This window comes from Coleofasciculus sp., from assembly GCF_046539235.1.
Classification (GTDB): domain Bacteria; phylum Cyanobacteriota; class Cyanobacteriia; order Cyanobacteriales; family Coleofasciculaceae; genus Coleofasciculus.
The window spans coordinates 1-22,543 of sequence record NZ_JBKHHI010000063.1 but is presented as its reverse complement, the minus strand read 5'-3'; the positions used below and the strand labels follow the sequence as shown (position 1 = coordinate 22,543).

The following is a 22,543-nucleotide window of genomic DNA, read 5'->3' as shown; positions in this document are numbered from 1 at the left end:
CGCCCTAAGTCTGGATACGCATACAGTGTAGCGATTTGTCAAAGGGGAACTTCAGCTTAAAATACCACAACAACGGCAATAGTATGTGGGATGAAATGCTGCAACCATCTCACTGGATAGGCGAGCAAAAATGCTAATATTGAGGCTAATGTAAAAACAACTAAAACGGTTTAAAAATAAACAATGACTTTGAAAAAGATCACTACTAATATGATTAAAAGTAAATATCGAATTAATTCACGGTTAGTTAAATGAATCATAAATATAATCGATGCAGTGGGTTTAAGGGCAAAATTATCCCACCTATCCAACGATGGTGCTGTCCTTTGAGACAGGGTATAGCTTTCAGCGGTTTGGCTAAACTAGCCAAACTCGTGGTTGGGAAACATTTCGTCCTAAATAAGTAAGGCGCAGACATTGCCAAACCTGGGTAAACCAGTTTCGCACTTCTGTGGTTGATGAACCGCGATAACGGCATAATAATCCTTGTGCCTGAGTTTGGGTAACTCCCGCTTCTCCTTGGCGCTGGGTTGCTGTCCACAGGCTTCTGGCATTGTCTATTATCTCCGATGATACGGGTTGCCCAATCCAGATCAGCGTTCCGACAATTGGCTGTCCGGCTAATCCATGGGGACTATCGAGTACCGCTTCCCCGCCTGGTAACCACTGACGATCAATCCACAAAGGGCGTCCTTGTTGCCAGATTTCGGTATGCGATCGCCAATCCCCTTGTAAGAACCTCTCCTTCCTAGCGGTACGCCCAAAGCGGGTAATCTCCCAGGCTAACCAACTGGCTCCCGGAGCTAATTCTACCTTCATCTGCTGCTGATAAACAGCACCATTAAATACAATCGTTTCCTGAGGTAACCATTCCAAACAAGCCCCAGCCTCGACTTGGATATGAATCTGTTGTCTCGCCCGTTGTCCATTGCTGCGATAGATTTTACTCGCCGCCGCTGTGGTAATCAAGGCTTGGGCATTATCTTGCAGGTGGATGGTTTGAGACAAGCGATCGCCGCCGACAATACCCCCGGCTGTATGTAAGACTACGGTATGACAAACCCCTTGTCCTTCCGGGTAAAACGGGCGCTGCACCTTCAGAGGGGAAGTTATGCGATCGCGTACTAAGCGGGTTTTACTCTGATCATCGGCATAGACTAACTCTAAACTGCCTTGCCATTCTGTTTTGGTATTAGACATTCAGATGGGGGATCAATGAATTGGTTTTCCACAATGAGGACAAAACTTTGAGGTTCGCTTACGTTTAAACGGGTGTTTCACTTGAAGTTCTTCCGAGAATCCAGACGCTAATATACCAGCAGGTAAAGCAAATAGCCCAATTCCCAGCACCGCTAATATCGCGCCCACTAATTTCCCGATCAGCGTAACTGGATACACGTCACCGTAGCCCACGGTGGTTAAGGTAATCACACCCCACCACATGGACATGGGGATATTCGGGAACGCTTCCGCCTGCGCTTCGTGTTCGGCAAAATAAATTAGACTAGAGGCGCAAAACAACAAGATAAATAAAACAAAAAAAGTTATAATTAATTCTTCTTTTTTTGAACGAATTACTCGTCCTAATGTTCTTAATGACGCTGAATAACGGCTGAGTTTTAAAATCCTAAAAAAGCGGAATAGTCGTAAAGACCTTAAAAATCGCAAATCGGGGAACAGGAGCGGCAGATAAAAAGGGAAAATCGCAATTAAATCGATCAGCATTAAAGGGGTGAACATGAATCTTAACCGTCCCCTGATCGAATGCTTATAGTCCGGATTTACTGTACATATCCAAACTCTTAAGATATATTCCACGGTAAATACGGCAATTGAGACCTCCTCAAAAAGGATAAAGTATTGTCTGTACTGATACCAAATTGAATCAACTGTTTCCAAGGTAAAAGCCATCAAATTGAGGGCAATTAATGTCCAAATAAATATGTCAACTATCTGGCTAGCCGTATCCCTAATGTCCGTCCGCTCTAAGTTTTGATAAATTCGCACCTTAAGTCTGTTTATCATGGCGTCTTTTGCTGAGGGATGATGGATAAAAGACTAATGATTCATTGAATCTATGAATTATGACTTATGAATTATGCAATTTCATGTCCTATTTCTTGTTCTTTAACCTAGCTGACCGGGATAAAATAGAGTACGACCAATAACAAATGACATAAGACAAAATTTTTCAAAGTTGATGAAATGGTTCCCAATCTAGAACATCTTCTAACAACGCTCGGTAACCCATCACATTGGGATGAAGTCCATCTGAAGACAGTTGCTTTGTCCACCAAGGTGTTCCTCGATTCATCCAGACATCAAAAATATCCAGATAAGGAATCTGGCGTCTCAGACAAGCCAGACGGGTAGCTTCTTTGTAGCGGTACTGATCAGCATGAGTATAGTAGAAGCAATCCAGAAAGGGCATCTTCGTCTCATCGACAGGAACCATCCCCACAAATAGAACGGGACATAAGCGCTGGGCTTGGTTGAGTAGATTTGCCAGTTCCTGTTGAAAGTTATCAAAGTCTGTATAATTACGACCCGTGGGGCGTCCGACACGGGCAGAATCATTCACACCTACAGACAAAATTATGGCATCAGGGACGCGATTTTTCAGTTCACCCCGACGGCGAAACTCATGTTCGAGACGTTCTTCGACTTGCTTGACACCATCACCTCGGACGCCCAAATTGTAGAGGATATGACCGGGACTATCGGGTAACATGTATTGGCGTCGCAGCCGTTCAACCCAGCCCCCACCTTCGGGATCACCAAATCCATAGATCAGGCTATCGCCCAAGACAACCAGTTTAAGGGGATGTCTTGGATTTCGATGGGAGGGATGAAGACTAGGAGCAACGATGGTTTGCATAGACAATTGTAGTTCGTCAGGTGTTTGTTAACAAATCGATACATTTGCAGGAATTGATACAATGTTACCTTATCGGAGGCTCACGTCATACTCGCTAGATTTTCTGTGTTAGCCAAGCCGGACGTTAGCCAAAGCCCAGTTAAGATTCATCATTGAGAAACCTTTCTCCCCACAGACCATGATTCAAGCCTTACCTAAACCTGTAACATTCGATGAATTTATTGCTTGGTATCCGGAGAAGTCAGAACACCATTATGAACTTCACAATGGAGTAATTATTGAAATGCCTAAACCCACGGGAAAACATTCGCGGATAGCAGGTTTCCTTATCGCCGAACTAAACTTTGAAATCAGAAGGTCTTCACTGAATAGTTTTATTCCCAAGGAATGTGTGATTAAACCCATCCCTTATGAGTCCGGATATGAACCGGATGTTATTGTGTTGAATTATCAAACTATAGGAGGAGATCCCCGATGGGAACGAGAATCTATCATTACTCAAGGGTCTTCTGCACGTTTGGTGATTGAGGTCGTTTCGACTAATTGGAGTGATGATTATGCGCTGAAGCTGGAAGACTACGAGGCGATGGGTATTCCTGAGTATTGGATTGTTGACTATCTGGGGTTAGGAGGGAGGCGCTATATTGGCAACCCAAAACGACCGACATTTAGCGTTTATCAACTCATTGACGGTGAATACCAGGTGACTCAGTTTAGGGGAGATGACCGCGTTGTTTCACCCACATTCCCTGATCTAAATTTGACGGTTCAACAGGTTTTTCAGGCGGGAGAGTAATTTTTGATACAAAAAAATCTTGGATAGCGGTTTTTTATTTGCTTAGCTAGAGTTGCTAGAGCTATCTTACATACATAATGTCCAACAAGTTAACTAACGGCAAAGTGACAGATCAAACAAATTCCCTGGTCAAAGAAAAAGAAAAAGTGAAAACTGACAAAGGCAAATCCAAGAAATTGAAGAAGAAAGTTTACACACGGGAATTGCGCCGGCTACAGGTTGAGTTAGTCAAATTGCAGGAATGGATTAAACAAAAAGGATTAAAAGTCGTCGTCGTGTTTGAAGGGCGGGATGCAGCAGGCAAAGGCGGCACAATCAAACGGATTACGGAATGTTTGAATCCCCGTGTGTGCAGAGTTGTGGCGCTGGGTACGCCCACAGAACGAGAGAAAACCCAATGGTATTTTCAACGCTATGTGCCATATCTGCCAGCAGCCGGGGAGATGGTACTGTTTGACCGCAGTTGGTACAATCGAGCGGGTGTGGAACGAGTGATGGGGTTTTGCACGGATGAAGAGTATCAGGAGTTTTTGCGATCGTGTCCAGAATTTGAATGCATGATTCAGCGATCGGGAATTATTCTGATCAAGTATTGGTTTTCCGTGAGTGACGACGAGCAAGAACGCCGTTTTATTCAACGCATGGAAGATCCAACCAAGCGCTGGAAACTCAGTCCCATGGATTTAGAGTCTCGCGCTCGCTGGGTGGAGTATTCTAAAGCCAAGGATGAAATGTTTGCGGCGACGGATATTAAGCAATCGCCTTGGTATGTGGTGGAAGCCGATGAAAAAAAACGCGCTCGTCTCAATTGTATTTCTCATTTGTTAAGTCTGATTCCTTATCAGGATTTAACACCAGATCCGATTGAGTTACCTCCCCGACAGCCGGAATCGGAGTATCACCGTCCGCCTATGTCTACACAAACCTTTGTCCCAGAGATTTTCTAATGTTTCGGTGTAGAGTGTGGGGGGGATGAGGGAGATGAGGGAGATGGGGAGCTGGGGAGGTTAACTCAAAACTTTACCTTCCCTGTTCCCTATTCCCTAAATCTGAAAGCGATCGCCTAAATAATACTGACACACGAGGGGATTATCGTAGAGTTAACGATTAGAGGCTAATTCACAGGTCGTTTCTAAATATTTACGGAAAAATATCCTTATGGTTTTTGGAGGATGATATTTACCTTAGACTGAGATATAATACCAGGTACATTTTCTTGGTCGAATCAATGGTTGCAGTTCAGCAAACGCACCTAGTTTGACGAGTTGTCTGGCAAGGGCGATCGTCCTAAACTATACTTATCTAGACTTATCTAGCTAAAAATCAAATTGGGTGGCTAAACATGCAACGTACAGTTCCTGGGTTAGCGACGGTTTTAGCGATCGCCGTCCATATTCCCTTAGTCGGCTGCAATCCGGCTTCTAACGATATCTCGGGAACCCAAGGGGCTGAATCGGGACCCACGCTGACGGTGACCGATGCGTTAGGGCGAGAGGTGCAGGTTCCTCAACCTTTGGAACGGGTGGTGGCTTCGGGTTCCGGGGCGCTGCGATATCTGACCTATCTCCAGGTTCAGGATCGAGTTGTGGGAGTGGATGATAATGAGATGGAAGGGCGATCGCAGCAACGACCTCGTCCTTATCGCCTGGCTAATCCTCAGTTTGGTGAGTTACCCCTCATCGGCGAGTTTCGGGGGAAAGACAATCCCGAACAACTGATCGCCATCGGGCCACAAGTTATTTTCAAGGTGGGAGTTGGCTCTGAGGCGGAAGTCGAACAGCTTGAGCAACAAACCGGGATTCCTGTGATTGCTATCAATTACGGGGATTTAGCAACTGATCGCGCACTCATGTATGAAACCTTTGACCTCATCGGTGAAGTGATGGGAGTCAGCGATCGCGCCGAGGCGTTACAAGACTATATTGAGTCGATTCTTGCTGATGTGGAACAGCGAACCGCCAATATTCCTGAGGATGAAAAACCCACAGTTTATGTGGGTGCAATTGCCCAAACCGGACCGCAAAACTTCCAATCCACGGAACCAGCTTATGCTCCTTTTGTGTTTTTAAATGCCCGGTCTGTGGCGGCGGAGTTGGGAACGGAATATGCCAGTGTGGATAAGGAAAAAATCATCGAGTGGGACCCCCAGATTATCCTCGTGGATGCGGCGGCGTTTTTTACCTCCCCTTCCGCCTTTGATGAACTGAGAACTGACCCTAGCTATCAACAACTGACGGCGGTGGAACAGGGACAGGTGTATGGGGTCTGGCCGTATAATCTTTATAATGCCAATCTGGAGAATATTCTGATCAATACCTATGGGATTGGTCAGATTCTCTATCCCGAGCAATTTGAGGATATCGACTTACCGGATAAAGCCGATGAGATTTTGTCATTTTTTGTCGGTGAACCCCTCTACGACAGCTTGATCGAGTTATACCAAGTTGACTATAGCCAAGTCGAACTGTAACGGGTATGCCGATTCTGAAGCCAAAACCTCAACCCTCCTCGGAAACCTCGTCGATCACTCAAACCTATCAAACCTATCTTCGCAGAAAATACCTAATTCTCGCCTTCGGAGCCAGCTTAGTTTTGCTGATTTTGGTGGTTTCTCTGCTCACTGGCTCGGTGGAAATTGCCCCCAAGGAGTTGCTTCAGGTGCTCTCGGGAACGCCGCAGGGGAATTTAACCACGATTATCTGGAATATCCGCTTACCTCGGAGTCTGGCGGCGATCGCCGTCGGGAGTGGCTTGGCGCTGGCGGGGGTGGCCATGCAGAGTATTCTACGCAACCCCCTCGGTTCCCCGTTTACCCTAGGGATTGCTAACGCCGCGGCTTTTGGCGCCGCCTTGTCCATTATCGTCTTGCAGGCGGGAGAGGTGAGTATTCGTAGTGCTACGGGAATTACGATTAATAATCCCTGGACAACTACAATATCAGCGTTTCTGGCGGCTTTGATCGCGACGGGGATGTTACTGGCGATCGCCCGCTATAAACGAGCCTCTCCAGAAGTCATGATTCTCGTGGGAGTGGCGATTAGTTCCCTATTCTCCGCCGGGACAATGTTCCTACAGTATTTTGCCGATGATGTTCAACTCGCGGCTGTCGTCTTTTGGACATTTGGCGATTTAGGGCGAGCCACCTGGCGGGATTTGGGATTTATGGCGGTGGCGGTGGTTCTATCAAGTCTCTATTTTTGGCTAAATCGTTGGAATTATAATGCGATTGATGCTGGCGATGAAACGGCTCTAGGTTTAGGGGTTAATGTGGCTCAAGTTCGCTTGATTGGCTTGATTATCTCCTCTCTGATTACGGCGTTAATGGTTTCATTTGTAGGGGTCATTGGTTTTGTGGGTTTGGTGGCTCCCCACATGATGCGTCGCTTGGTGGGTGATGATTTACGCTTTCTGATTCCCGCAACCGCCCTCGGAGGTGCTAATCTTTTATTACTGTCCGATATTGTCGCTCGAACTCTGCTCTCTCCCCAAGTTTTACCCGTGGCGATTCTCACGGCATTTATGGGCGCACCCCTGTTTATTTATTTACTCATTCAGGGATATAGAAGCGTTTAATTTTTAGCTATTATACTAATGTTACGAAATTCATCTGGCTTTTAGGGTATCGCAATCGAAGATTAGCTTAAGACAGTCTAGTTAGGCAGGGAACCACCCACTTGCGGACTTTTATCTGTCCCCTACTCCCTTCTTTCCCCTATTGCTTCTTGCCTTATTTTCCCCTACTTTTTGTCCGATCTAAACTAGCTATTGTTATATGGTCTTGACGGTTAAAAATCTAAATTTTAGCTATCGCAAATCTCGCCTGCTCAAAGAGATTAAATTTGAATTAAAGCCGGGTCAAGTTTTGGCGATTTTAGGACCAAATGGGGTGGGAAAAACAACCTTGCTTAAATGTCTTAATGGTATCCTTAAACCCCAAACTGGTAAGATTTACCTCAATAATCAATCGATTCTTCAGTATTCTCGACAAAAGCTGGCTCAAACCTTTGCTTATGTGGCTCAACGGACTGAGGTGGGCGATATGACGGTGTTTGATGCGATTTTACTCGGTCGTCGTCCTTATATTCGTTGGGATGTTTCTGCCTCAGATTTAGAGAAAGTTGAACGGGTCATTGAACGGTTAAACTTGCAGTCTCTGATGTTACGTTCCGTGCGTGAATTGAGCGGCGGGGAATTACAAAAAGTGGCGATCGCCCGCGCCTTAGTCCAAGAACCCCAGATTCTCTTATTCGATGAACCCACCAGTGCGTTAGATCTAAAAAATCAAATCGAAATTCTAAGTTTAATTCGAGAAACCGTCATCTCCCAGCAACAGTCTGCTTTACTGACACTCCATGATCTAAATTTAGCCTTACGCTTTGCTGACCGCTTTCTATTTCTCAAAGAGGGGCGGATTTTTTCCCTCGGCGGCTATGACTCAATCACGCCAGATCTGATTGAATCCGTTTATGAAGTTCCTGTTTTAATTCAGTACTATCAAAATTATCCTTTTATTGTTATTGAATAATTGTTTGACTTGGAAATGACGGACTTATATCAGTTGACGATGAGTGCTTGTTATCTGGGGGAAGGGTTTTGGAACTGTTTGTCCGTAAGTTTCCTCCCGGATTTGGCGATGCGATCGCCTTTGGCTGGGAAACAGCCATTGATTATCTGGAAAACTTGCGCTTCACCCCCAGCCAATTACAGGAGTTGCGGGAAACGGGGATTTTATCGCAGACGAGCGATCGCATCTGGGATGTACTAGCCAACTTCCGCTTTGAGGGAGATGTTTGTTCGCATCGACTCCGGCGATATCGTCGCCCTTTTTAGCAGTGGCGACATGGATGAATGGGAAATCGCCAGACTCTTAGGGGAAGGTGCAACCCTGGATGGCTATGGAATTGGCACAAAATTGGTATCCGGGGAACGCCCCTACCTTTTGTCTATTCCCTGTTCCCTGTTCCCTAACCAAGGACAAATGACGTAGCTTGCTTCTCGCTTAGCGAGTATGACGAATGACAAAATCGATTGACAGCGATCGCACCTGCTGCACATAATGGTGATTTGTGTAAACTTTAGCGCGTATAATAAACCCTTGGCTAACGTTGTTGTAATCGGTGCCCAATGGGGCGATGAAGGAAAAGGTAAAGTCACCGACTTACTAAGCAAGTCCGCAGATGTCGTCGTCCGTTACCAGGGGGGGGTCAATGCGGGACATACCGTTGTGGTTCAGGGTCAAACCTTTAAGCTGCACCTGATTCCCTCTGGGATTTTATATCCAGAAACAGAATGTATTATCGGATCGGGGACAGTAATTGACCCCCAAGTTCTGATTGGTGAACTCGACCAACTTGAACAGTTAGGCATTTCTACCCAAAAGCTGCTCATTTCCGAAACAGCTCACGTCACTATGCCTTACCATAGGCTAATCGACCAAGCATCGGAAGAGCGACGGGGTGACCATAAAATTGGCACCACAGGTCGGGGAATTGGTCCGACTTACGCGGATAAATCAGAGCGCATCGGTATTCGGGTTGTCGATTTGATGGACTCGGATATTCTGCGAAAACAGCTTAATTGGACAATTAACTATAAAAATGCTGTTATAGAAAAACTCTATAATTTACCGCCCCTCGACCCCGCTACTGTGATCGAGCAGTATCTAGCTTATGCTGAACGATTACGTCCTCATGTTGTTGACTGTTCCCTCAAAATTTATGATGCGATTCAACAACGACGCAATATCTTATTTGAGGGGGCGCAAGGGACGTTACTTGACCTAGACCATGGAACTTATCCCTATGTCACCTCTTCCAACCCAGTAGCGGGTGGTGCTTGTGTGGGTGCAGGGGTAGGACCGACGATGATTGATCGGGTTATTGGTGTCGCTAAAGCCTATACAACCCGTGTCGGTGAGGGACCATTTCCCACCGAACTCCATGGCGAACAGGGACAACTACTGTGCGATCGCGGCGCGGAATTTGGTACAACAACCGGGCGTCGCCGTCGCTGCGGTTGGTTTGATGCAGTCATTGGTCGCTATGCGGTTCGCATAAATGGGATGGATTGTCTGGCAATCACCAAGCTTGATGTTCTTGATACCCTAGAAGAACTAAAGGTTTGTGTCGCCTACGAAATCAACGGTCAACGCTGTGAGGATTTCCCCAGCAATGCACGTCGGTTTGCTCAGTGTCAACCCATCTATAAAACTCTACCCGGTTGGCAACAATCCACCGTTCACTGTCGGACATTGGAAGATTTACCCAAGCAGGCGCTGGCTTATCTAAAATTCCTAGCAGAACTGATGGAAGTGCCGATCGCACTCGTGTCTTTAGGTGCTAGCCGTGACCAGACTATCATCGTAGAAGATCCCATCCATGGACCTAAACGAGCATTACTCGACGCTAATGGTATCCCAGTAACATCGGGATAAGTTGTTTTATGTCTTATGTCATAACATAAGACGAATGATTGCCAAAAAATCGCCAACACCAATACTTGAACCAAAAGATTAGCTATGGAAGTTAAAGTTGAATGTCACAAGCGAGCCGAGGGAAGTAAGCCCACAGCCTTACGTAGAGAGGGTTTAATCCCAGCAACACTCTATGGTCACAAGGGGGCTGAATCCGTCGCTCTCACGGTTGAAGCTAAAGCCGCAGAAACTTTACTCAAGCAGGCTGATATTAACCATACCGCTGTTCAGGTCAACATTCCTGACCTATCTTGGAATGGAAAAGCACTGCTGCGAGAAGTACAAACTCATCCCTGGAAGCCTATCCTCTATCACCTCAGCTTTTTCTCTGTGGCAACTCAGGATACCATCCAGATATCCTTACCTGTAAATTTGGTCGGAACGGCTTTTGGCGTGAAGCAAGGCGGTATTCTAGAACATGTCATGACTGAACTTCAAGTTGAATGCGCTCCGGATAATATTCCAGAAGCTATTGAGGTTGATATCTCCAACTTGGATATCGGTGCTAGCTTGCATGTTCATGAAATTCTATTGCCAGGAGGTGCTACGGCGATGGATGATCCCCAACGACCGGTGGTTAATATCCTGGGTACAACCACTATGGCGGCTGAACCTACTGCCGAGGAAGAGGAACAACCAACATCGCTATTATCTGAAGAAATTTAACCTTAAGGTAATTGTTTTTCGAGCCAGGGAACATAAGATTATCCCTGGCTTTTTTGTTATTTGTTATATCTACGTACATCAAATTATATGTCACAAAGCACTATTTCAAATCTAATTGACCAAATGAAGCAACCGGATTTTTATCCTCATCCGGTTAAAACACCGATTGAACTGATTCAGACTCATGTGTCTTACGTATTTCTAACTGGGGATTATGCCTATAAAGTCAAGAAAGCGGTTAACTTTGGGTTTTTAGATTTTTCCACGTTGGAGAAACGAGAGCATTTCTGTTGGCAAGAGTTGCAGATGAATAAACCCCAATCACCGGAGATTTATCTGGACGTGTTGCCGATTAGTCAAAAGGGCGATCGCTTGATTCTAGGGGATGACTCTCAGCCTGTAGAGTATACTCTGAAAATGCGCCAATTTCCCCAAGATGCCTTGTTTAGCACGCGCTTCGAGCAAGGCAAATTGACGGCAACGGATATGGAGAACCTGGGACGAGTTGTGGCTGAATTCCATGCTCAAAGCCAAACCAATGACTACATCCGCAGTTTCGGTACACCTGCCAAAATTCGTGAGGCGTTTGACGAAAATTATCAGCAAACGGAAAACTATATTGGTAGGGCGCAAACCCAAGAGCAATTTCAAGAAACGAAACAATTTAGCGATCGCTTTTTTGCCCAACGAGAGGCGTTATTAGAACAACGCTTAGAAAATAACCGGATTCGGGAATGTCACGGGGATTTGCACCTGAGAAATATTTGCCTGTGGCAGGATAAGATTCAACTGTTTGATCGGATTGAATTTAATCAACCGTTCCGCTTTGTGGACGTTATGTACGATATCGCCTTTGTGGTGATGGATTTGGATGCGCGGGGGGCTAAGGAGTTGGGGAATGTGTTTCTCAATACCTATTTGGAGCAAACCGGAGATTGGCAAGGGTTACAGGTATTGCCATTGTACTTAAGTCGCCAAGCCTACGTGCGGGCGAAAGTCACCTCATTTTTACTCGATGATCCGGCTGTTCCGGAGGAGACGAAGCAAGACGCCGCGAAAACAGCAGCCGATTATTATCGACTGGCTTGGGACTACACGAAAACGAATTCCGGACAAGTCGTGATTATGTCAGGCTTATCGGGTTCGGGGAAAAGCACAGTAGCGCGACAATTGGCGCAGCAGTTGGGGGCGATTCACCTGCGATCTGATGCAGTACGTAAACATTTAGCGGGTATTCCGTTGGATCAAAAAGGACCTGACCAACTTTATACCCCCCAGATGAACCAGAAAACTTACGATCGCCTGTTAGAATTGGGCATCATGTTGGCACAGCAAGGCTTTCCGGTGATTCTTGATGCGAAGTACGATCGACAGGCATTTCGAGGGGATGCGATCGCCAAAGCACAGGCACATCAGTTACCCTTACGAATTCTACACTGCATTGCCCCCATTGAAGTCCTACGCGATCGCCTCTCATCCCGCACTGAAGATGTATCCGATGCAACGGCGGATTTACTCAGTCGCCAACAAGCCACGGCTGAACCCTTCACTGAGGCGGAACAATCCCTAGTCACGACAGTGGACACGACTCAAAATTGGCAATCTCAATTAGAAAAAATGACCTTGACTTAAGGTTCAAGGAAGAGAAAATAGCCACACCAGACACAGCGATTCTTCTGTACCTGGTGTGGTTTCTATCTGTCCATAGATCGGCAATCACTGAGGATGCGCCCGATTAAGCGTGACATTCACAACCAGAATGCCCACAGCCAGCTCCGTTGGGATGACCGTTAGCGCAAGCGTCGCTACAGTAATATTTGCCGTCTTTTTGCACGGCTGAATCGGTACTCACCATGCACACGCAGGAATCACAGGCACATTGCGTTTGAGTGGCAGTTGTCATCTTTCTTTCCACTATAGAGTTTGACTCAATATCTGAACAAGTATTCAGATATTTTTTTTAGCATAACACCTGAATGGTCATTCAGATATTAAATTTTCCTTAAAAGCCTAAGCTGTCATGTATTTAAATTACCTAGCTGTTGCGATCGCCGTAACACTGATTTCACGGATGCGAGAGAAACGGTAGCGGTGGGAAGTGAGAGGTGAGCATCCACTGATTTCACAGAGGCGTTAGTTCTCAATAGCCAGAAGATGTAAGAATTGTCGGGATATTATTAAGTCCTCTGTGTCCATCTGTGTGCTTCACGATTGAGTCTTCTTTGTAGTGTCATTCAATCGGTGTAATCTGTGTTGCCCAAAATCCCCTAAGTCATCAAACCCCAACATAACTGCCGCGACGAATTTCCCTCAGACCATATAAAATAAACAGGATTCAAGAATAGTCACGCAATCACCGACACTTATGCCTCGCCGCGACGATCTTCACAAAATCCTGATCTTGGGTTCTGGTCCCATTGTTATTGGACAAGCCTGTGAGTTTGATTACTCTGGCACTCAGGCGTGTAAAGCCCTCCAGCAAGAAGGCTATGAAGTGATACTGGTTAACTCCAATCCAGCCACAATCATGACCGACCCAGAAACCGCAGACCGCACCTACATTGAACCCCTGACTCCGGAAATTGTGGAGAAGGTGATTGCCAAAGAACGACCAGATGCCCTATTACCGACGATGGGGGGTCAAACAGCCCTGAATATTGCCGTTACTCTGGCAAAAAACGGTGTTCTCGACAAATACGGCGTCGATCTCATTGGTGCTAAACTCGACGCCATCGAAATGGCAGAAGACCGCCAGCTTTTCAAAGAAGCCATGGGACGCATTGGTATCGGAGTCTGTCCTTCAGGAATCGCCAGTAACTTGGATGAAGCCAAAGCCCTTGCCCAACGCATAGGCACTTACCCCCTGATTATTCGTCCAGCTTATACTTTAGGCGGTACAGGTGGCGGTATTGCCTATAACCAAGAAGAATACGAAGAAATGGCACAAGTGGGGTTAGACGCCTCCCCCGTTTCTCAAATCTTAGTCGAACAGTCCCTGCTGGGATGGAAAGAATATGAGTTAGAAGTGATGCGGGATCTCGCCGATAATGTTGTCATTATCTGCTCAATCGAAAACCTTGACCCCATGGGAGTCCACACCGGCGACTCGATTACCGTAGCCCCCGCCCAAACCCTCACCGATAAAGAATATCAGCGACTCCGGGATTACTCGATTCAAATTATCCGCGAGATTGGCGTGGAAACGGGTGGCTCAAATATTCAGTTTGCCATCAATCCAGTTACCGGGGACGTGATTGTCATTGAAATGAACCCCCGTGTTTCCCGCAGTTCTGCTCTCGCATCGAAAGCTACAGGGTTCCCCATCGCTAAATTTGCGGCGAAGTTAGCGGTGGGATATACCTTGGATGAGATTCCCAACGACATTACTCAGAAAACCCCCGCCTCCTTTGAACCCACGATCGACTATGTGGTTACCAAAATTCCCCGGTTTACCTTTGAGAAATTCCCCAACGCTAAACCCGTACTCACCACCCAGATGAAGTCCGTGGGGGAAGCAATGGCAATTGGACGCACGTTCCAAGAATCCTGCCAAAAAGCCCTGCGTTCTCTGGAAATCGGACGCTACGGGTGGGGATGCGATCGCGCCGAGAAACTTCCCTCCCTGGAACAAGTACGTTCTGGCTTACGGACACCCAACCCTGACCGCATCTTTACCCTGCGTCACGCTTTACAATTAGGCATGACCGTCGCAGAAATTTATGAACTCACGAGTATTGACCCTTGGTTTCTGGATAAGTTTGCTGATTTACTCGAAACTGAAAAATTCCTCAAGCGCACTCCCTTAAAAAGCTTGACAAAAGAGAATCTTTGGGATGTAAAGCGTCAAGGTTATAGCGATCGCCAAATTGCCTTCGCCACCAAAACAACGGAAGATGAGGTGCGGACGTATCGCCAGCAACTGGGGGTTGTCGCTGTTTACAAAGTGGTGGATACCTGCGCCGCCGAATTTGAAGCATTGACGCCCTATTACTATTCCACCTACGAAGAAGAAACTGAAGTCATCCCCTCCGATAAGCGCAAGGTGATGATTCTCGGTGGTGGACCCAACCGGATTGGACAGGGGATTGAGTTTGACTACTGCTGCTGTCATGCGGCTTATTCCCTTGCCAAAGAAGGGTTTGAGACGATTATGGTCAACTCCAACCCCGAAACCGTTTCCACAGACTACGACACCAGCGATCGCCTTTACTTTGAACCCCTGACTAAAGAAGATGTTCTCAACATCATTGAAACCGAAAAGCCAGAAGGGATTATTATTCAGTTTGGTGGTCAAACCCCGCTAAAACTAGCAGTCCCTCTGCAAGAATTTTTGAGTGATCCAGACATCCAAGCCTCACTGTCCACAAAAATCTGGGGTACCTCTCCCGACTCGATTGATATAGCCGAAGATCGGGAACGCTTTGAGAAAATCCTGCGCCAACTGGATATCAAACAGCCCCCCAATGGCATCGCCCGCAGCTATGAGGAGGCGTTGGACATCGCCAAGCGCATCGGCTACCCGGTGGTAGTGCGTCCCTCCTACGTCCTCGGTGGACGGGCAATGGAAATTGTCTATTCTGACCTGGAGTTGGAACGGTATATGACCTTTGCGGTGCAAGTGGAACCGGAACACCCGATTCTGATTGATAAGTTCTTGGAAAACGCGATTGAGGTGGATGTGGATGCGATCGCGGATCATACCGGTCGGGTGGTGATTGGTGGCATCATGGAACATATTGAACAAGCCGGGATTCACTCCGGGGACTCGGCTTGTTCGATTCCGTTTATTTCCCTGAGTCCCACAGCAATGGAAACTATTCGCACCAGTACCCATCAATTAGCCACAAAGTTGAAAGTCATCGGCTTGATGAATATCCAGTTTGCGGTGCAAGGGGAAACCGTTTACATCCTGGAAGCCAACCCCAGGGCGTCGCGTACCGTTCCCTATGTCTCCAAAGCCACCGGTGTCCCGCTAGCGGCTTTGGCTTCCCGGATCATGGCAGGAGAAACCCTAGAAGACCTCGGTTTAACCCAGGAACCTCAACTCCAGCACATTGCCGTAAAAGAAGCCGTCTTGCCCTTTGATAAATTCCCTGGCACCGATGTCATCCTCGGACCAGAAATGCGGTCTACCGGTGAAGTGATGGGGATTGATACGGACTTTGGTAAAGCATTTGCCAAGGCAGAATTAGCCGCTGGTCAGCGTTTACCCCTGTCGGGTACTGTTTTTGTCTCCACCAATAACCGGGATAAAGCCAATGTTGTCCCCGTGGTTCAAGATTTGATGGACTTGGGCTTTAATGTGATTGCCACGGAAGGGACACGCAAAGCCCTTAAGGATCATGGCTTGCAGGTTGATTTGATCCTGAAACTGCATCAAGGACGTCCCCATGTCTTGGATGCGATTAAAAATAAGCAGATTCAGTTGATTATTAATACCCCAACCGGAGAAGATGCCCAAGCCGATGGTCGGTTAATTCGGCGCACCGCATTGGCTTACAAGATCCCAATTATTACCACGATTGCTGGTGCAAAGGCAACAGCCGGGGCAATTCGTTCATTGAAGTCTCAGCCTTTAGATGTGAAAGCGTTGCAAGACTACATTAACGAGACTCAGTAAGCAGTGATCGGTATCAACAATGTCCGGTGACCAATGAACCGTTATCGGACGTTGCGGATCACAAAATAACTGCCTAAAGTTCAATCCGGGTTTGACTGCAATTGTCTAAATGCCAGCCAATCTAATGGAATTTAGGCGAAAACAGAGATTGGGTTCAGGGAGAATGTATTTGTATATACTTAAAAAAAAAGAATCTCCTGATAAATTCTTAAACAAATACGAATTGACCTGAGTTAAAATTACACTGGAAGAAAAATAGACGTAAAATTGGGGTAAGTTGGGTTGTAGAGAGTCCGTGATAGGTAAACTCGCGTTGTCTGAACCGACAGCATCGGTATCCTATACTGCCATTTCCTGATAGTGATATCAACTCGGTGTGGAAAATGTGACCTCGACAACAAACAGCAGGAGCAATCCTAAATCATAATCATTCCACCGTAGAATACAGTGTAAGTCATAAACTGCTGCCCCATCGGTCAAATCGCCCAAAGTTAATTAATAGTTAAGCAGATTGTGAATCGCGATGGCTGTATCGGTTTCTCAGGCGGCAACATGTCCCAACAGCACTCAAATTCCGGTGTCTTTGAAATCTCCTCCCATAACACCTATTCCGGATACTCTGGTGATCACCTATCTCCAGATGACCGATCCGACCCAATTCCGTCCGGCGTATCTTAACTACCCGGATGGGATCAAAATGATGTGTATGGATACGCCTGATGTTGCCTTCTATCGTTTCCTGTACAGTACCGTGGGCAAACCCTGGCGTTGGCGCGATCGCTTATCCTACTCGGATGAAGAACTGCAAGAGATTCTAACTACACCTAAAACCAGTATTCATGTCCTCTATGTCAATGGTGCGCCCGCTGGATACATTGAGTTGGTCAAGCGTCGAGAGGGACCGTCGGGCCGGTTCTACTCGACAGAAATTGTTTATTTTGGTTTGCGCGAAAACTATCTCGGGCGGGGGTTAGGCAAGCATTTACTCAGCCATGGCATTGCTTACGCTTGGAATAAAGGCACACAACGCCTCTGGATTCATACCAGTAATCTGGATAGCCCCTACGCCCTGGATAATTGCATTAAACGGGGCTTTAAAATCTATCGGATTGAGAAAGAACCTATGCCAGAACTTTATCGGGAACCTTAAGGGGTTGTAGAGACTCCTCATGCTACGTCTGGGAGATGGGGGAGATGGGGGAGATATACCGTAGGGTAGGCAATGCCCACCAACCTTAAGTTAGTGCCATTGAATCAGAGATATTGTCTTCGCTTCCTAGAACTACAGCATCAGCGACCAATGCGGAAGTGGCAGAGAAATGGCACAATATTGGTCTGTCGATCTGCCAAAGTCTCAAGCGTAATGGATTAAGGTAGAGAGATAGTTTGATCATTCCCCACCCGATCAGGGTTAGCCATTTCCTTCGCTATCAGTCAACTAATGTACCCATTGCCGTTCAGTTACCGTAGTTAAGCACGAGAGTCAGTGTGAGAGCCTAGAGTTCAGCCTAGCTGTTCGTTCCCTGCCAGTTAGGGAAGATTCTCCTTTTCGATTGTCAGGTGTACATTTACTAATCTGGGAAACATTGCCAACAATGTCTCCAAGCCAATACTACAGCATCACCCACCGACTATGCAGACTATCGAAAAGACAGAAACCAAACTCCTAGAGCTGAAAACCCGCCTGAGTGAGATTAATGATATCGAAGCCGCCGCGTCTCTGTTGTATTGGGATCAGGCAACCTATATGCCGCCCAAAGGCGCAGCCGCTCGCGGACGACAGTTAGCAACGTTGCAACAAATTTCCCATAGTAAATTTATTGATCCAGCTATGGGTGAGCTTCTAGAGGACTTACGTTCCATAGAAACCCGTTTTCCCTACGATTCGGATGAAGCCAGTTTAGTGCGGGTTACCCGCCGCAAATATGAGCGGGCGGCGCGGGTTCCGGCCACGTTTATGGCAAAATTTTCTCGCCATCGTACCGATACTTATGGGGCTTGGGTTGCTGCACGCCCGGAAAATAATTTTGCCGCCGTTGAACCTTATCTGGAAAAAACCCTGGAGTTGAGCCGGGAATTGGCAAACTTTTTCCCAGGGTACGATCATATTGCCGATCCGTTAATTGATTTTGCCGATTATGGCATGCAAGCTGGCTTTTTGCGATCGCTGTTTGCCCAGTTGCGAGACGAATTGGTGCCGATTGTGGAAGCGATTACCGCTCAACCGATGACGGATGATCGGTGTTTGCATCAGTATTATCCGGCTCAAGATCAGTTAGCCTTTACCTTAAAAATCATTGAGCAGTTGGGGTATGACTTCCAACGGGGACGACAAGATCAAACCCATCACCCCTTTATGATTAACTTCTCTACAGAGGATGTGCGGATTACCACTCGCGTCTACGACAATGACTTAGGACAGGCGCTGTTTAGTAGTATTCATGAAATGGGTCATGGGTTGTATGAACAAGGGATTAGCCCCACTTTGGAAGGAACCCCCTTAGCGGGTGGGACTTCCGCGGGTATTCATGAAAGCCAATCTCGGCTGTGGGAAAATATCGTCGGGCGTAGTCGTGGCTTTTGGCAATTCTTCTATCCCCAACTCCAAGCCGCGTTTCCCGATCAACTTAAGGATGTTCCCTTAGAGACATTCTACCGAGCCATCAACAAAGTCGTGCGATCGCTCATTCGCACGGATGCAGATGAAGTTACCTATAACCTGCATGTGATGATCCGCTTTGACTTAGAACTGGACTTGCTAGAAGGAAAATTAGCCGTCAGGGACTTACCGGAAGCCTGGGGAGAACGCTATCGGTCTGATTTAGGCATTGTCCCCGAAACGGATACGGATGGCGTTCTCCAAGATGTTCACTGGTATACCAGTCAAATTGGCGGTATGTTCCAATGCTATACCCTGGGCAACTTGATCAGCAGCCAAATTTTTGAAGCCGCCTTAGCCGCTCATCCGGAAATCTTAGCTAACATTGAACAAGGACAATTTAGTACCTTGCATAATTGGTTAAGAGAAAACATATACCAACATGGTTGCAAGTACACGGCGGCTGAATTAATCAAGGGCGTCACTGGTGCAGATTTGCACATCGCTCCATTCATCCGTTATATCCGGCAAAAGTATGGGCAACTTTACGATTTGTAAAGATTGCTTGATTTTTTCTGTGTGGCTCAACCACATAAAACACTCGTGCAGCAAGGTGTTCATTCACTGACCTGCGAAATTACCCCTGTTACCCCGCGCCCGAAAAAAAAGTGGTCACTCTGCTGTTACCGCTTTGGAGTAGGGCGTTTTTCCGGAGTCATACATCTCGACTTCTATCCTTTTTGAATTTGTGCTTGGGACGTTGTAATGCTCAATCTAATCCAGAACGTACTTGATTGTGAAGAACGAAATGATTTACGCCAATTTGCCAGTCAATTAAAACAGTCCGGACCTCGGTATCTACTGCGAAACGATATTCTGTCTGATTTTAGTAAATACTGCGTTGACAAACAAAAACCGGACTATTTTTTTCATTCGTCGAATCTAGGGCGACTAATTTACTATACTCAGGAAATTATCCTCGATGAGGAAAGTCTCTACCTGATCATCCGACCCAAGATTGCCGAACAAGAAGGGTTTCAAGTTCTAGAAGACTTAACCGTAGAGCCGATCACGGTTCAACAACTGCTCGATGTACGCGATCGCTTCGTCAACCATTATCGTCCCAATGAAGGGGATGTCCTGGAACTTGATTTTAAACCATTCTATGATTATAGTCCAATTATTCGGGACTCAAAAAACATTGGTAAGGGGGTTCAGTTCCTGAATCGCTTCCTGTCTAGTAAACTGTTTCAAGATCCGCGCCAATGGCAAGAGTCGTTATTCAACTTCCTAAGTCTCCATGAAGTACAAGGGACTCAGCTTCTGATTAACGGGCGGATTCAAAGCCAACAGCAGCTTTCTGATCAGGTGAAATTAGCCCTCAACTTTGTTAGCGATCGCGCCGATAATGAACCCTACGAATCCTTTCGCTTCAATCTACAAGACATGGGGTTTGAAGCGGGTTGGGGTAATACCGCCAGTCGAGTCCGAGAAACCCTAGAAATCCTGGATGAACTGATTGATTCTCCGGATCACCAGGGGCTGGAAAAATTCCTGTCCCGCATCCCGATGATTTTTCGGATTGTCTTAGTTTCAATCCATGGATGGTTTGGACAAGAAGGGGTTTTAGGGCGTCCCGATACCGGGGGTCAAGTGGTTTATGTGCTGGATCAAGCCCGGAGTTTAGAAAAGCAACTGCAAGAAGATATTAAACTGGCTGGGTTGGAGTTGCTAAAGGTCAAGCCCAAAGTTATTATCTTATCCCGGTTAATTCCCAACAATGATGGCACCCGCTGTAACGAACGCTTAGAAAAAGTTCATGGCACGGATAATGCTTGGATCTTGCGGGTTCCCTTCCGAGAATTTAATCCTAACTATACCCAGAACTGGATTTCTCGGTTTGAAATTTGGCCCTATCTGGAAACCTACGCGATTGATGCGGAAAAAGAACTCCGGGCAGAATTTCAAGGGGTTCCTGATTTCATTGTTGGCAACTATTCAGATGGCAACTTGGTGGCATTTCTCCTATCCCGCCGCATGGATGTAACCCAGTGTATTGTCGCCCACGCCTTGGAAAAGTCTAAATACCTATTTAGTAATCTCTACTGGCAGGAATTAGAAGACCAATATCATTTCTCGATCCAATTTACGGCTGATTTGATTGCCATGAATGCGGCGAACTTTATTATCAGCAGTACATATCAGGAGATTGTCGGCAAACCGGATAGTGTGGGTCAGTATGAATCCTACCAGAATTTCACCATGCCGGATTTGTATCATGTGGTGAATGGAATTGAGTTATTTTCACCTAAGTTTAATGTGGTGCCGCCGGGAGTGAATGAACAGGTTTACTTCCCCTATACTCGTAGTCAGGATCGGGTGCCTCGTGATTGTGAACGGTTAGATGAGTTACTTTTTACCCTAGATGATCCGACTCAAGTCTATGGCACATTGGATGATCCGACAAAGCGTCCCCTCTTCTCAATAGCGCGTCTTGACCGGATTAAAAATCTGACGGGTTTAACCGAATGTTTTGGTAAGAGTAAAGAATTACAAGAACAGTGTAACCTGATTTTTGTTGCCGGGAAATTACGCACGGAAGATTCGACAGATAACGAAGAACGGGATGAAATCGTCAAACTATATCGTCTGATCGACGAATACAATTTACATGGTAAGATTCGCTGGTTAGGGGTGCGTTTACCCAAGCGAGATTCAGGGGAAATCTATCGGGTGATTGCGGATCACCGAGGGATTTTTGTTCAACCAGCGCTGTTTGAAGCGTTTGGTTTGACGATTTTAGAAGCGATGATTTCTGGGTTGCCCACATTTGGCACGCAGTTTGGGGGTCCGTTGGAGATTATTCAGGATAAGGTGAATGGGTTCTTAATTAACCCCACGAATCTGGAAGACACGGCTGAGAAGATTTTGGAGTTTCTGTCTAAATGTGAACAAAATCCTGATTATTGGTTGAAGATTTCCAATCGGGGAATGGAACGGGTGTATAGTACTTATACCTGGAAGATTCACACCAGCCGCCTGTTATCCTTGGCACGGATTTATGGGTTTTGGAATTATACCTCGAAAGAAGATCGGGAGGATTTGTTGCGGTATATTGAGGCATTGTTCTATCTAATTTACAAGCCTCGCGCCCAACAATTGTTAGAAGCACATCTGAAGCGTTGATTGTTGGGGTAGGAGATAGATAAGTGTTAATGTAGGGGCGGGTTTAGGAGCAAAATTAACAGTGAAACCGATAGAATTTTGACCAAAACCCGCCCGGTTTCATCCTGTCACCTTTATCCCTAATCTAGTTGGTATCTTTAGCGTGCGATCGCGATGTAAAATCAGGTAGGTTGGGTGATCAGGTTGAGGATAAATTGTAGGTGGGGAATAGGGCGGGTTTCGTTGTTGGGTTTGAGGTGAGTTTCTGAATTGAATCCCTCAACCCGCCCCGACCGATATGGAATGTTAATATTGGCAAGGCGACGCGCCAGAAAATCGGGTATATT

At 46.4% G+C, this 22,543-nt stretch carries 19 protein-coding genes; 14 read left to right on the top strand and 5 right to left on the bottom strand.

Going from position 1 to position 22,543, the window contains the following annotated elements; genetic code table 11:
* Nucleotides 1–357: 357 nt before the first annotated feature.
* From ACLFWI_RS08215 to ACLFWI_RS08205, 3 genes are all read right to left on the bottom strand, one after another.
* Nucleotides 358–1,200 (bottom strand): urease accessory protein UreD, encoded by an 843-nt coding sequence (locus ACLFWI_RS08215; RefSeq protein ID WP_446412534.1) that lies wholly within the window; start codon nucleotides 1,198–1,200, stop codon nucleotides 358–360.
* A 12-nt stretch (nucleotides 1,201–1,212) separates the two neighbouring features.
* Nucleotides 1,213–2,025: an ion transporter gene (locus ACLFWI_RS08210; protein ID WP_446412533.1), complete on the bottom strand. Its 813-nt coding sequence runs from the start codon at nucleotides 2,023–2,025 to the stop codon at nucleotides 1,213–1,215.
* 166 nt (nucleotides 2,026–2,191) lie between these two features.
* Nucleotides 2,192–2,878, bottom strand: coding sequence for a GDSL-type esterase/lipase family protein (locus tag ACLFWI_RS08205; protein WP_446412535.1), 687 nt, complete (start codon nucleotides 2,876–2,878; stop codon nucleotides 2,192–2,194).
* Between the two features lie 178 nt (nucleotides 2,879–3,056).
* Between ACLFWI_RS08205 and ACLFWI_RS08200 the strand changes: the two genes are divergently transcribed.
* From ACLFWI_RS08200 to ACLFWI_RS08155, 10 genes are all read left to right on the top strand, one after another.
* Complete coding sequence (locus ACLFWI_RS08200; protein ID WP_446412532.1) at nucleotides 3,057–3,674, top strand: Uma2 family endonuclease; 618 nt, start codon at nucleotides 3,057–3,059, stop codon at nucleotides 3,672–3,674.
* Nucleotides 3,675–3,751: 77 nt separating this feature from the next.
* On the top strand, nucleotides 3,752–4,621 hold the full coding sequence (ppk2, locus tag ACLFWI_RS08195; protein WP_446408266.1) for a polyphosphate kinase 2: 870 nt from the start codon (nucleotides 3,752–3,754) through the stop codon (nucleotides 4,619–4,621).
* 395 nt (nucleotides 4,622–5,016) lie between these two features.
* Nucleotides 5,017–6,144, top strand: coding sequence for an iron ABC transporter substrate-binding protein (locus ACLFWI_RS08190; protein WP_446408267.1), 1,128 nt, complete (start codon nucleotides 5,017–5,019; stop codon nucleotides 6,142–6,144).
* A 5-nt stretch (nucleotides 6,145–6,149) separates the two neighbouring features.
* Nucleotides 6,150–7,247: a FecCD family ABC transporter permease gene (locus ACLFWI_RS08185; RefSeq protein WP_446408268.1), complete on the top strand. Its 1,098-nt coding sequence runs from the start codon at nucleotides 6,150–6,152 to the stop codon at nucleotides 7,245–7,247.
* Between the two features lie 199 nt (nucleotides 7,248–7,446).
* Entirely contained in the window at nucleotides 7,447–8,199 is a 753-nt protein-coding gene (locus ACLFWI_RS08180) for an ABC transporter ATP-binding protein (RefSeq protein ID WP_446412531.1), read from the top strand.
* 68 nt (nucleotides 8,200–8,267) lie between these two features.
* Nucleotides 8,268–8,504: a hypothetical protein gene (locus ACLFWI_RS08175; protein ID WP_446407864.1), complete on the top strand. Its 237-nt coding sequence runs from the start codon at nucleotides 8,268–8,270 to the stop codon at nucleotides 8,502–8,504.
* Between the two features lie 10 nt (nucleotides 8,505–8,514).
* The gene (locus ACLFWI_RS08170; RefSeq protein WP_446412536.1) at nucleotides 8,515–8,661 is read left to right on the top strand and encodes a hypothetical protein; all 147 of its coding nucleotides are present in this window, start codon (nucleotides 8,515–8,517) and stop codon (nucleotides 8,659–8,661) included.
* 108 nt (nucleotides 8,662–8,769) lie between these two features.
* Complete coding sequence (locus ACLFWI_RS08165; protein ID WP_446412530.1) at nucleotides 8,770–10,107, top strand: adenylosuccinate synthase; 1,338 nt, start codon at nucleotides 8,770–8,772, stop codon at nucleotides 10,105–10,107.
* A gap of 84 nt (nucleotides 10,108–10,191) precedes the next feature.
* Nucleotides 10,192–10,812: a 50S ribosomal protein L25/general stress protein Ctc gene (locus ACLFWI_RS08160; RefSeq protein ID WP_446412529.1), complete on the top strand. Its 621-nt coding sequence runs from the start codon at nucleotides 10,192–10,194 to the stop codon at nucleotides 10,810–10,812.
* A gap of 87 nt (nucleotides 10,813–10,899) precedes the next feature.
* The gene (locus ACLFWI_RS08155; protein WP_446412528.1) at nucleotides 10,900–12,444 is read left to right on the top strand and encodes a bifunctional aminoglycoside phosphotransferase/ATP-binding protein; all 1,545 of its coding nucleotides are present in this window, start codon (nucleotides 10,900–10,902) and stop codon (nucleotides 12,442–12,444) included.
* A gap of 103 nt (nucleotides 12,445–12,547) precedes the next feature.
* Here ACLFWI_RS08155 and ACLFWI_RS08150 read toward each other — a convergent pair whose 3' ends face one another.
* A complete protein-coding gene (locus ACLFWI_RS08150) occupies nucleotides 12,548–12,715 on the bottom strand; it encodes a metallothionein (protein ID WP_446407861.1) in 168 nt (55 codons plus the stop codon).
* A gap of 462 nt (nucleotides 12,716–13,177) precedes the next feature.
* Here ACLFWI_RS08150 and carB point away from each other — a divergent pair, with 462 nt between their 5' ends.
* Entirely contained in the window at nucleotides 13,178–16,432 is a 3,255-nt protein-coding gene (gene carB / locus ACLFWI_RS08145) for a carbamoyl-phosphate synthase large subunit (protein ID WP_446412527.1), read from the top strand.
* A 366-nt stretch (nucleotides 16,433–16,798) separates the two neighbouring features.
* Here the strand turns inward: carB and ACLFWI_RS08140 are convergent, their stop codons facing one another.
* Nucleotides 16,799–16,921 carry a hypothetical protein gene (locus ACLFWI_RS08140; RefSeq protein ID WP_446412526.1) on the bottom strand — a complete coding sequence of 41 codons (123 nt, stop codon included), beginning with the start codon at nucleotides 16,919–16,921 and terminating at the stop codon, nucleotides 16,799–16,801.
* A 34-nt stretch (nucleotides 16,922–16,955) separates the two neighbouring features.
* On the opposite strand from ACLFWI_RS08140, the gene ACLFWI_RS08135 reads away from it, so the two are divergent.
* The 3 genes from ACLFWI_RS08135 (at nucleotide 16,956) to ACLFWI_RS08125 (ending at nucleotide 22,217) form a co-directional block, all read left to right on the top strand.
* Complete coding sequence (locus tag ACLFWI_RS08135; protein ID WP_446412525.1) at nucleotides 16,956–17,582, top strand: GNAT family N-acetyltransferase; 627 nt, start codon at nucleotides 16,956–16,958, stop codon at nucleotides 17,580–17,582.
* A 483-nt stretch (nucleotides 17,583–18,065) separates the two neighbouring features.
* Complete coding sequence (locus ACLFWI_RS08130) at nucleotides 18,066–19,589, top strand: carboxypeptidase M32 (RefSeq protein ID WP_446412524.1); 1,524 nt, start codon at nucleotides 18,066–18,068, stop codon at nucleotides 19,587–19,589.
* 207 nt (nucleotides 19,590–19,796) lie between these two features.
* Complete coding sequence (locus ACLFWI_RS08125; RefSeq protein WP_446412523.1) at nucleotides 19,797–22,217, top strand: sucrose synthase; 2,421 nt, start codon at nucleotides 19,797–19,799, stop codon at nucleotides 22,215–22,217.
* The last annotated feature ends 326 nt before the right edge of the window (nucleotides 22,218–22,543 follow it).

Bases quoted from the DNA above. Each gene is read 5' to 3' on its own strand.
- ACLFWI_RS08190 (WP_446408267.1), top strand. From the start codon at position 5,017: ATGCAACGTACAGTTCCTGGGTTAGCGACGGTTTTAGCGATCGCCGTC.
- ACLFWI_RS08155 (WP_446412528.1), top strand. From the start codon at position 10,900: ATGTCACAAAGCACTATTTCAAATCTAATTGACCAAATGAAGCAACCG.
- ACLFWI_RS08160 (WP_446412529.1), top strand. From the start codon at position 10,192: ATGGAAGTTAAAGTTGAATGTCACAAGCGAGCCGAGGGAAGTAAGCCC.
- ACLFWI_RS08200 (WP_446412532.1), top strand. From the start codon at position 3,057: ATGATTCAAGCCTTACCTAAACCTGTAACATTCGATGAATTTATTGCT.
- ACLFWI_RS08180 (WP_446412531.1), top strand. From the start codon at position 7,447: ATGGTCTTGACGGTTAAAAATCTAAATTTTAGCTATCGCAAATCTCGC.
- ACLFWI_RS08135 (WP_446412525.1), top strand. From the start codon at position 16,956: ATGGCTGTATCGGTTTCTCAGGCGGCAACATGTCCCAACAGCACTCAA.
- carB (WP_446412527.1), top strand. From the start codon at position 13,178: ATGCCTCGCCGCGACGATCTTCACAAAATCCTGATCTTGGGTTCTGGT.
- ACLFWI_RS08125 (WP_446412523.1), top strand. From the start codon at position 19,797: ATGCTCAATCTAATCCAGAACGTACTTGATTGTGAAGAACGAAATGAT.
- ACLFWI_RS08150 (WP_446407861.1), bottom strand. From the start codon at position 12,715: ATGACAACTGCCACTCAAACGCAATGTGCCTGTGATTCCTGCGTGTGC.
- ACLFWI_RS08210 (WP_446412533.1), bottom strand. From the start codon at position 2,025: ATGATAAACAGACTTAAGGTGCGAATTTATCAAAACTTAGAGCGGACG.
- ACLFWI_RS08130 (WP_446412524.1), top strand. From the start codon at position 18,066: ATGCAGACTATCGAAAAGACAGAAACCAAACTCCTAGAGCTGAAAACC.
- ACLFWI_RS08215 (WP_446412534.1), bottom strand. From the start codon at position 1,200: ATGTCTAATACCAAAACAGAATGGCAAGGCAGTTTAGAGTTAGTCTAT.
- ACLFWI_RS08170 (WP_446412536.1), top strand. From the start codon at position 8,515: ATGGATGAATGGGAAATCGCCAGACTCTTAGGGGAAGGTGCAACCCTG.
- ppk2 (WP_446408266.1), top strand. From the start codon at position 3,752: ATGTCCAACAAGTTAACTAACGGCAAAGTGACAGATCAAACAAATTCC.
- ACLFWI_RS08205 (WP_446412535.1), bottom strand. From the start codon at position 2,878: ATGCAAACCATCGTTGCTCCTAGTCTTCATCCCTCCCATCGAAATCCA.
- ACLFWI_RS08185 (WP_446408268.1), top strand. From the start codon at position 6,150: ATGCCGATTCTGAAGCCAAAACCTCAACCCTCCTCGGAAACCTCGTCG.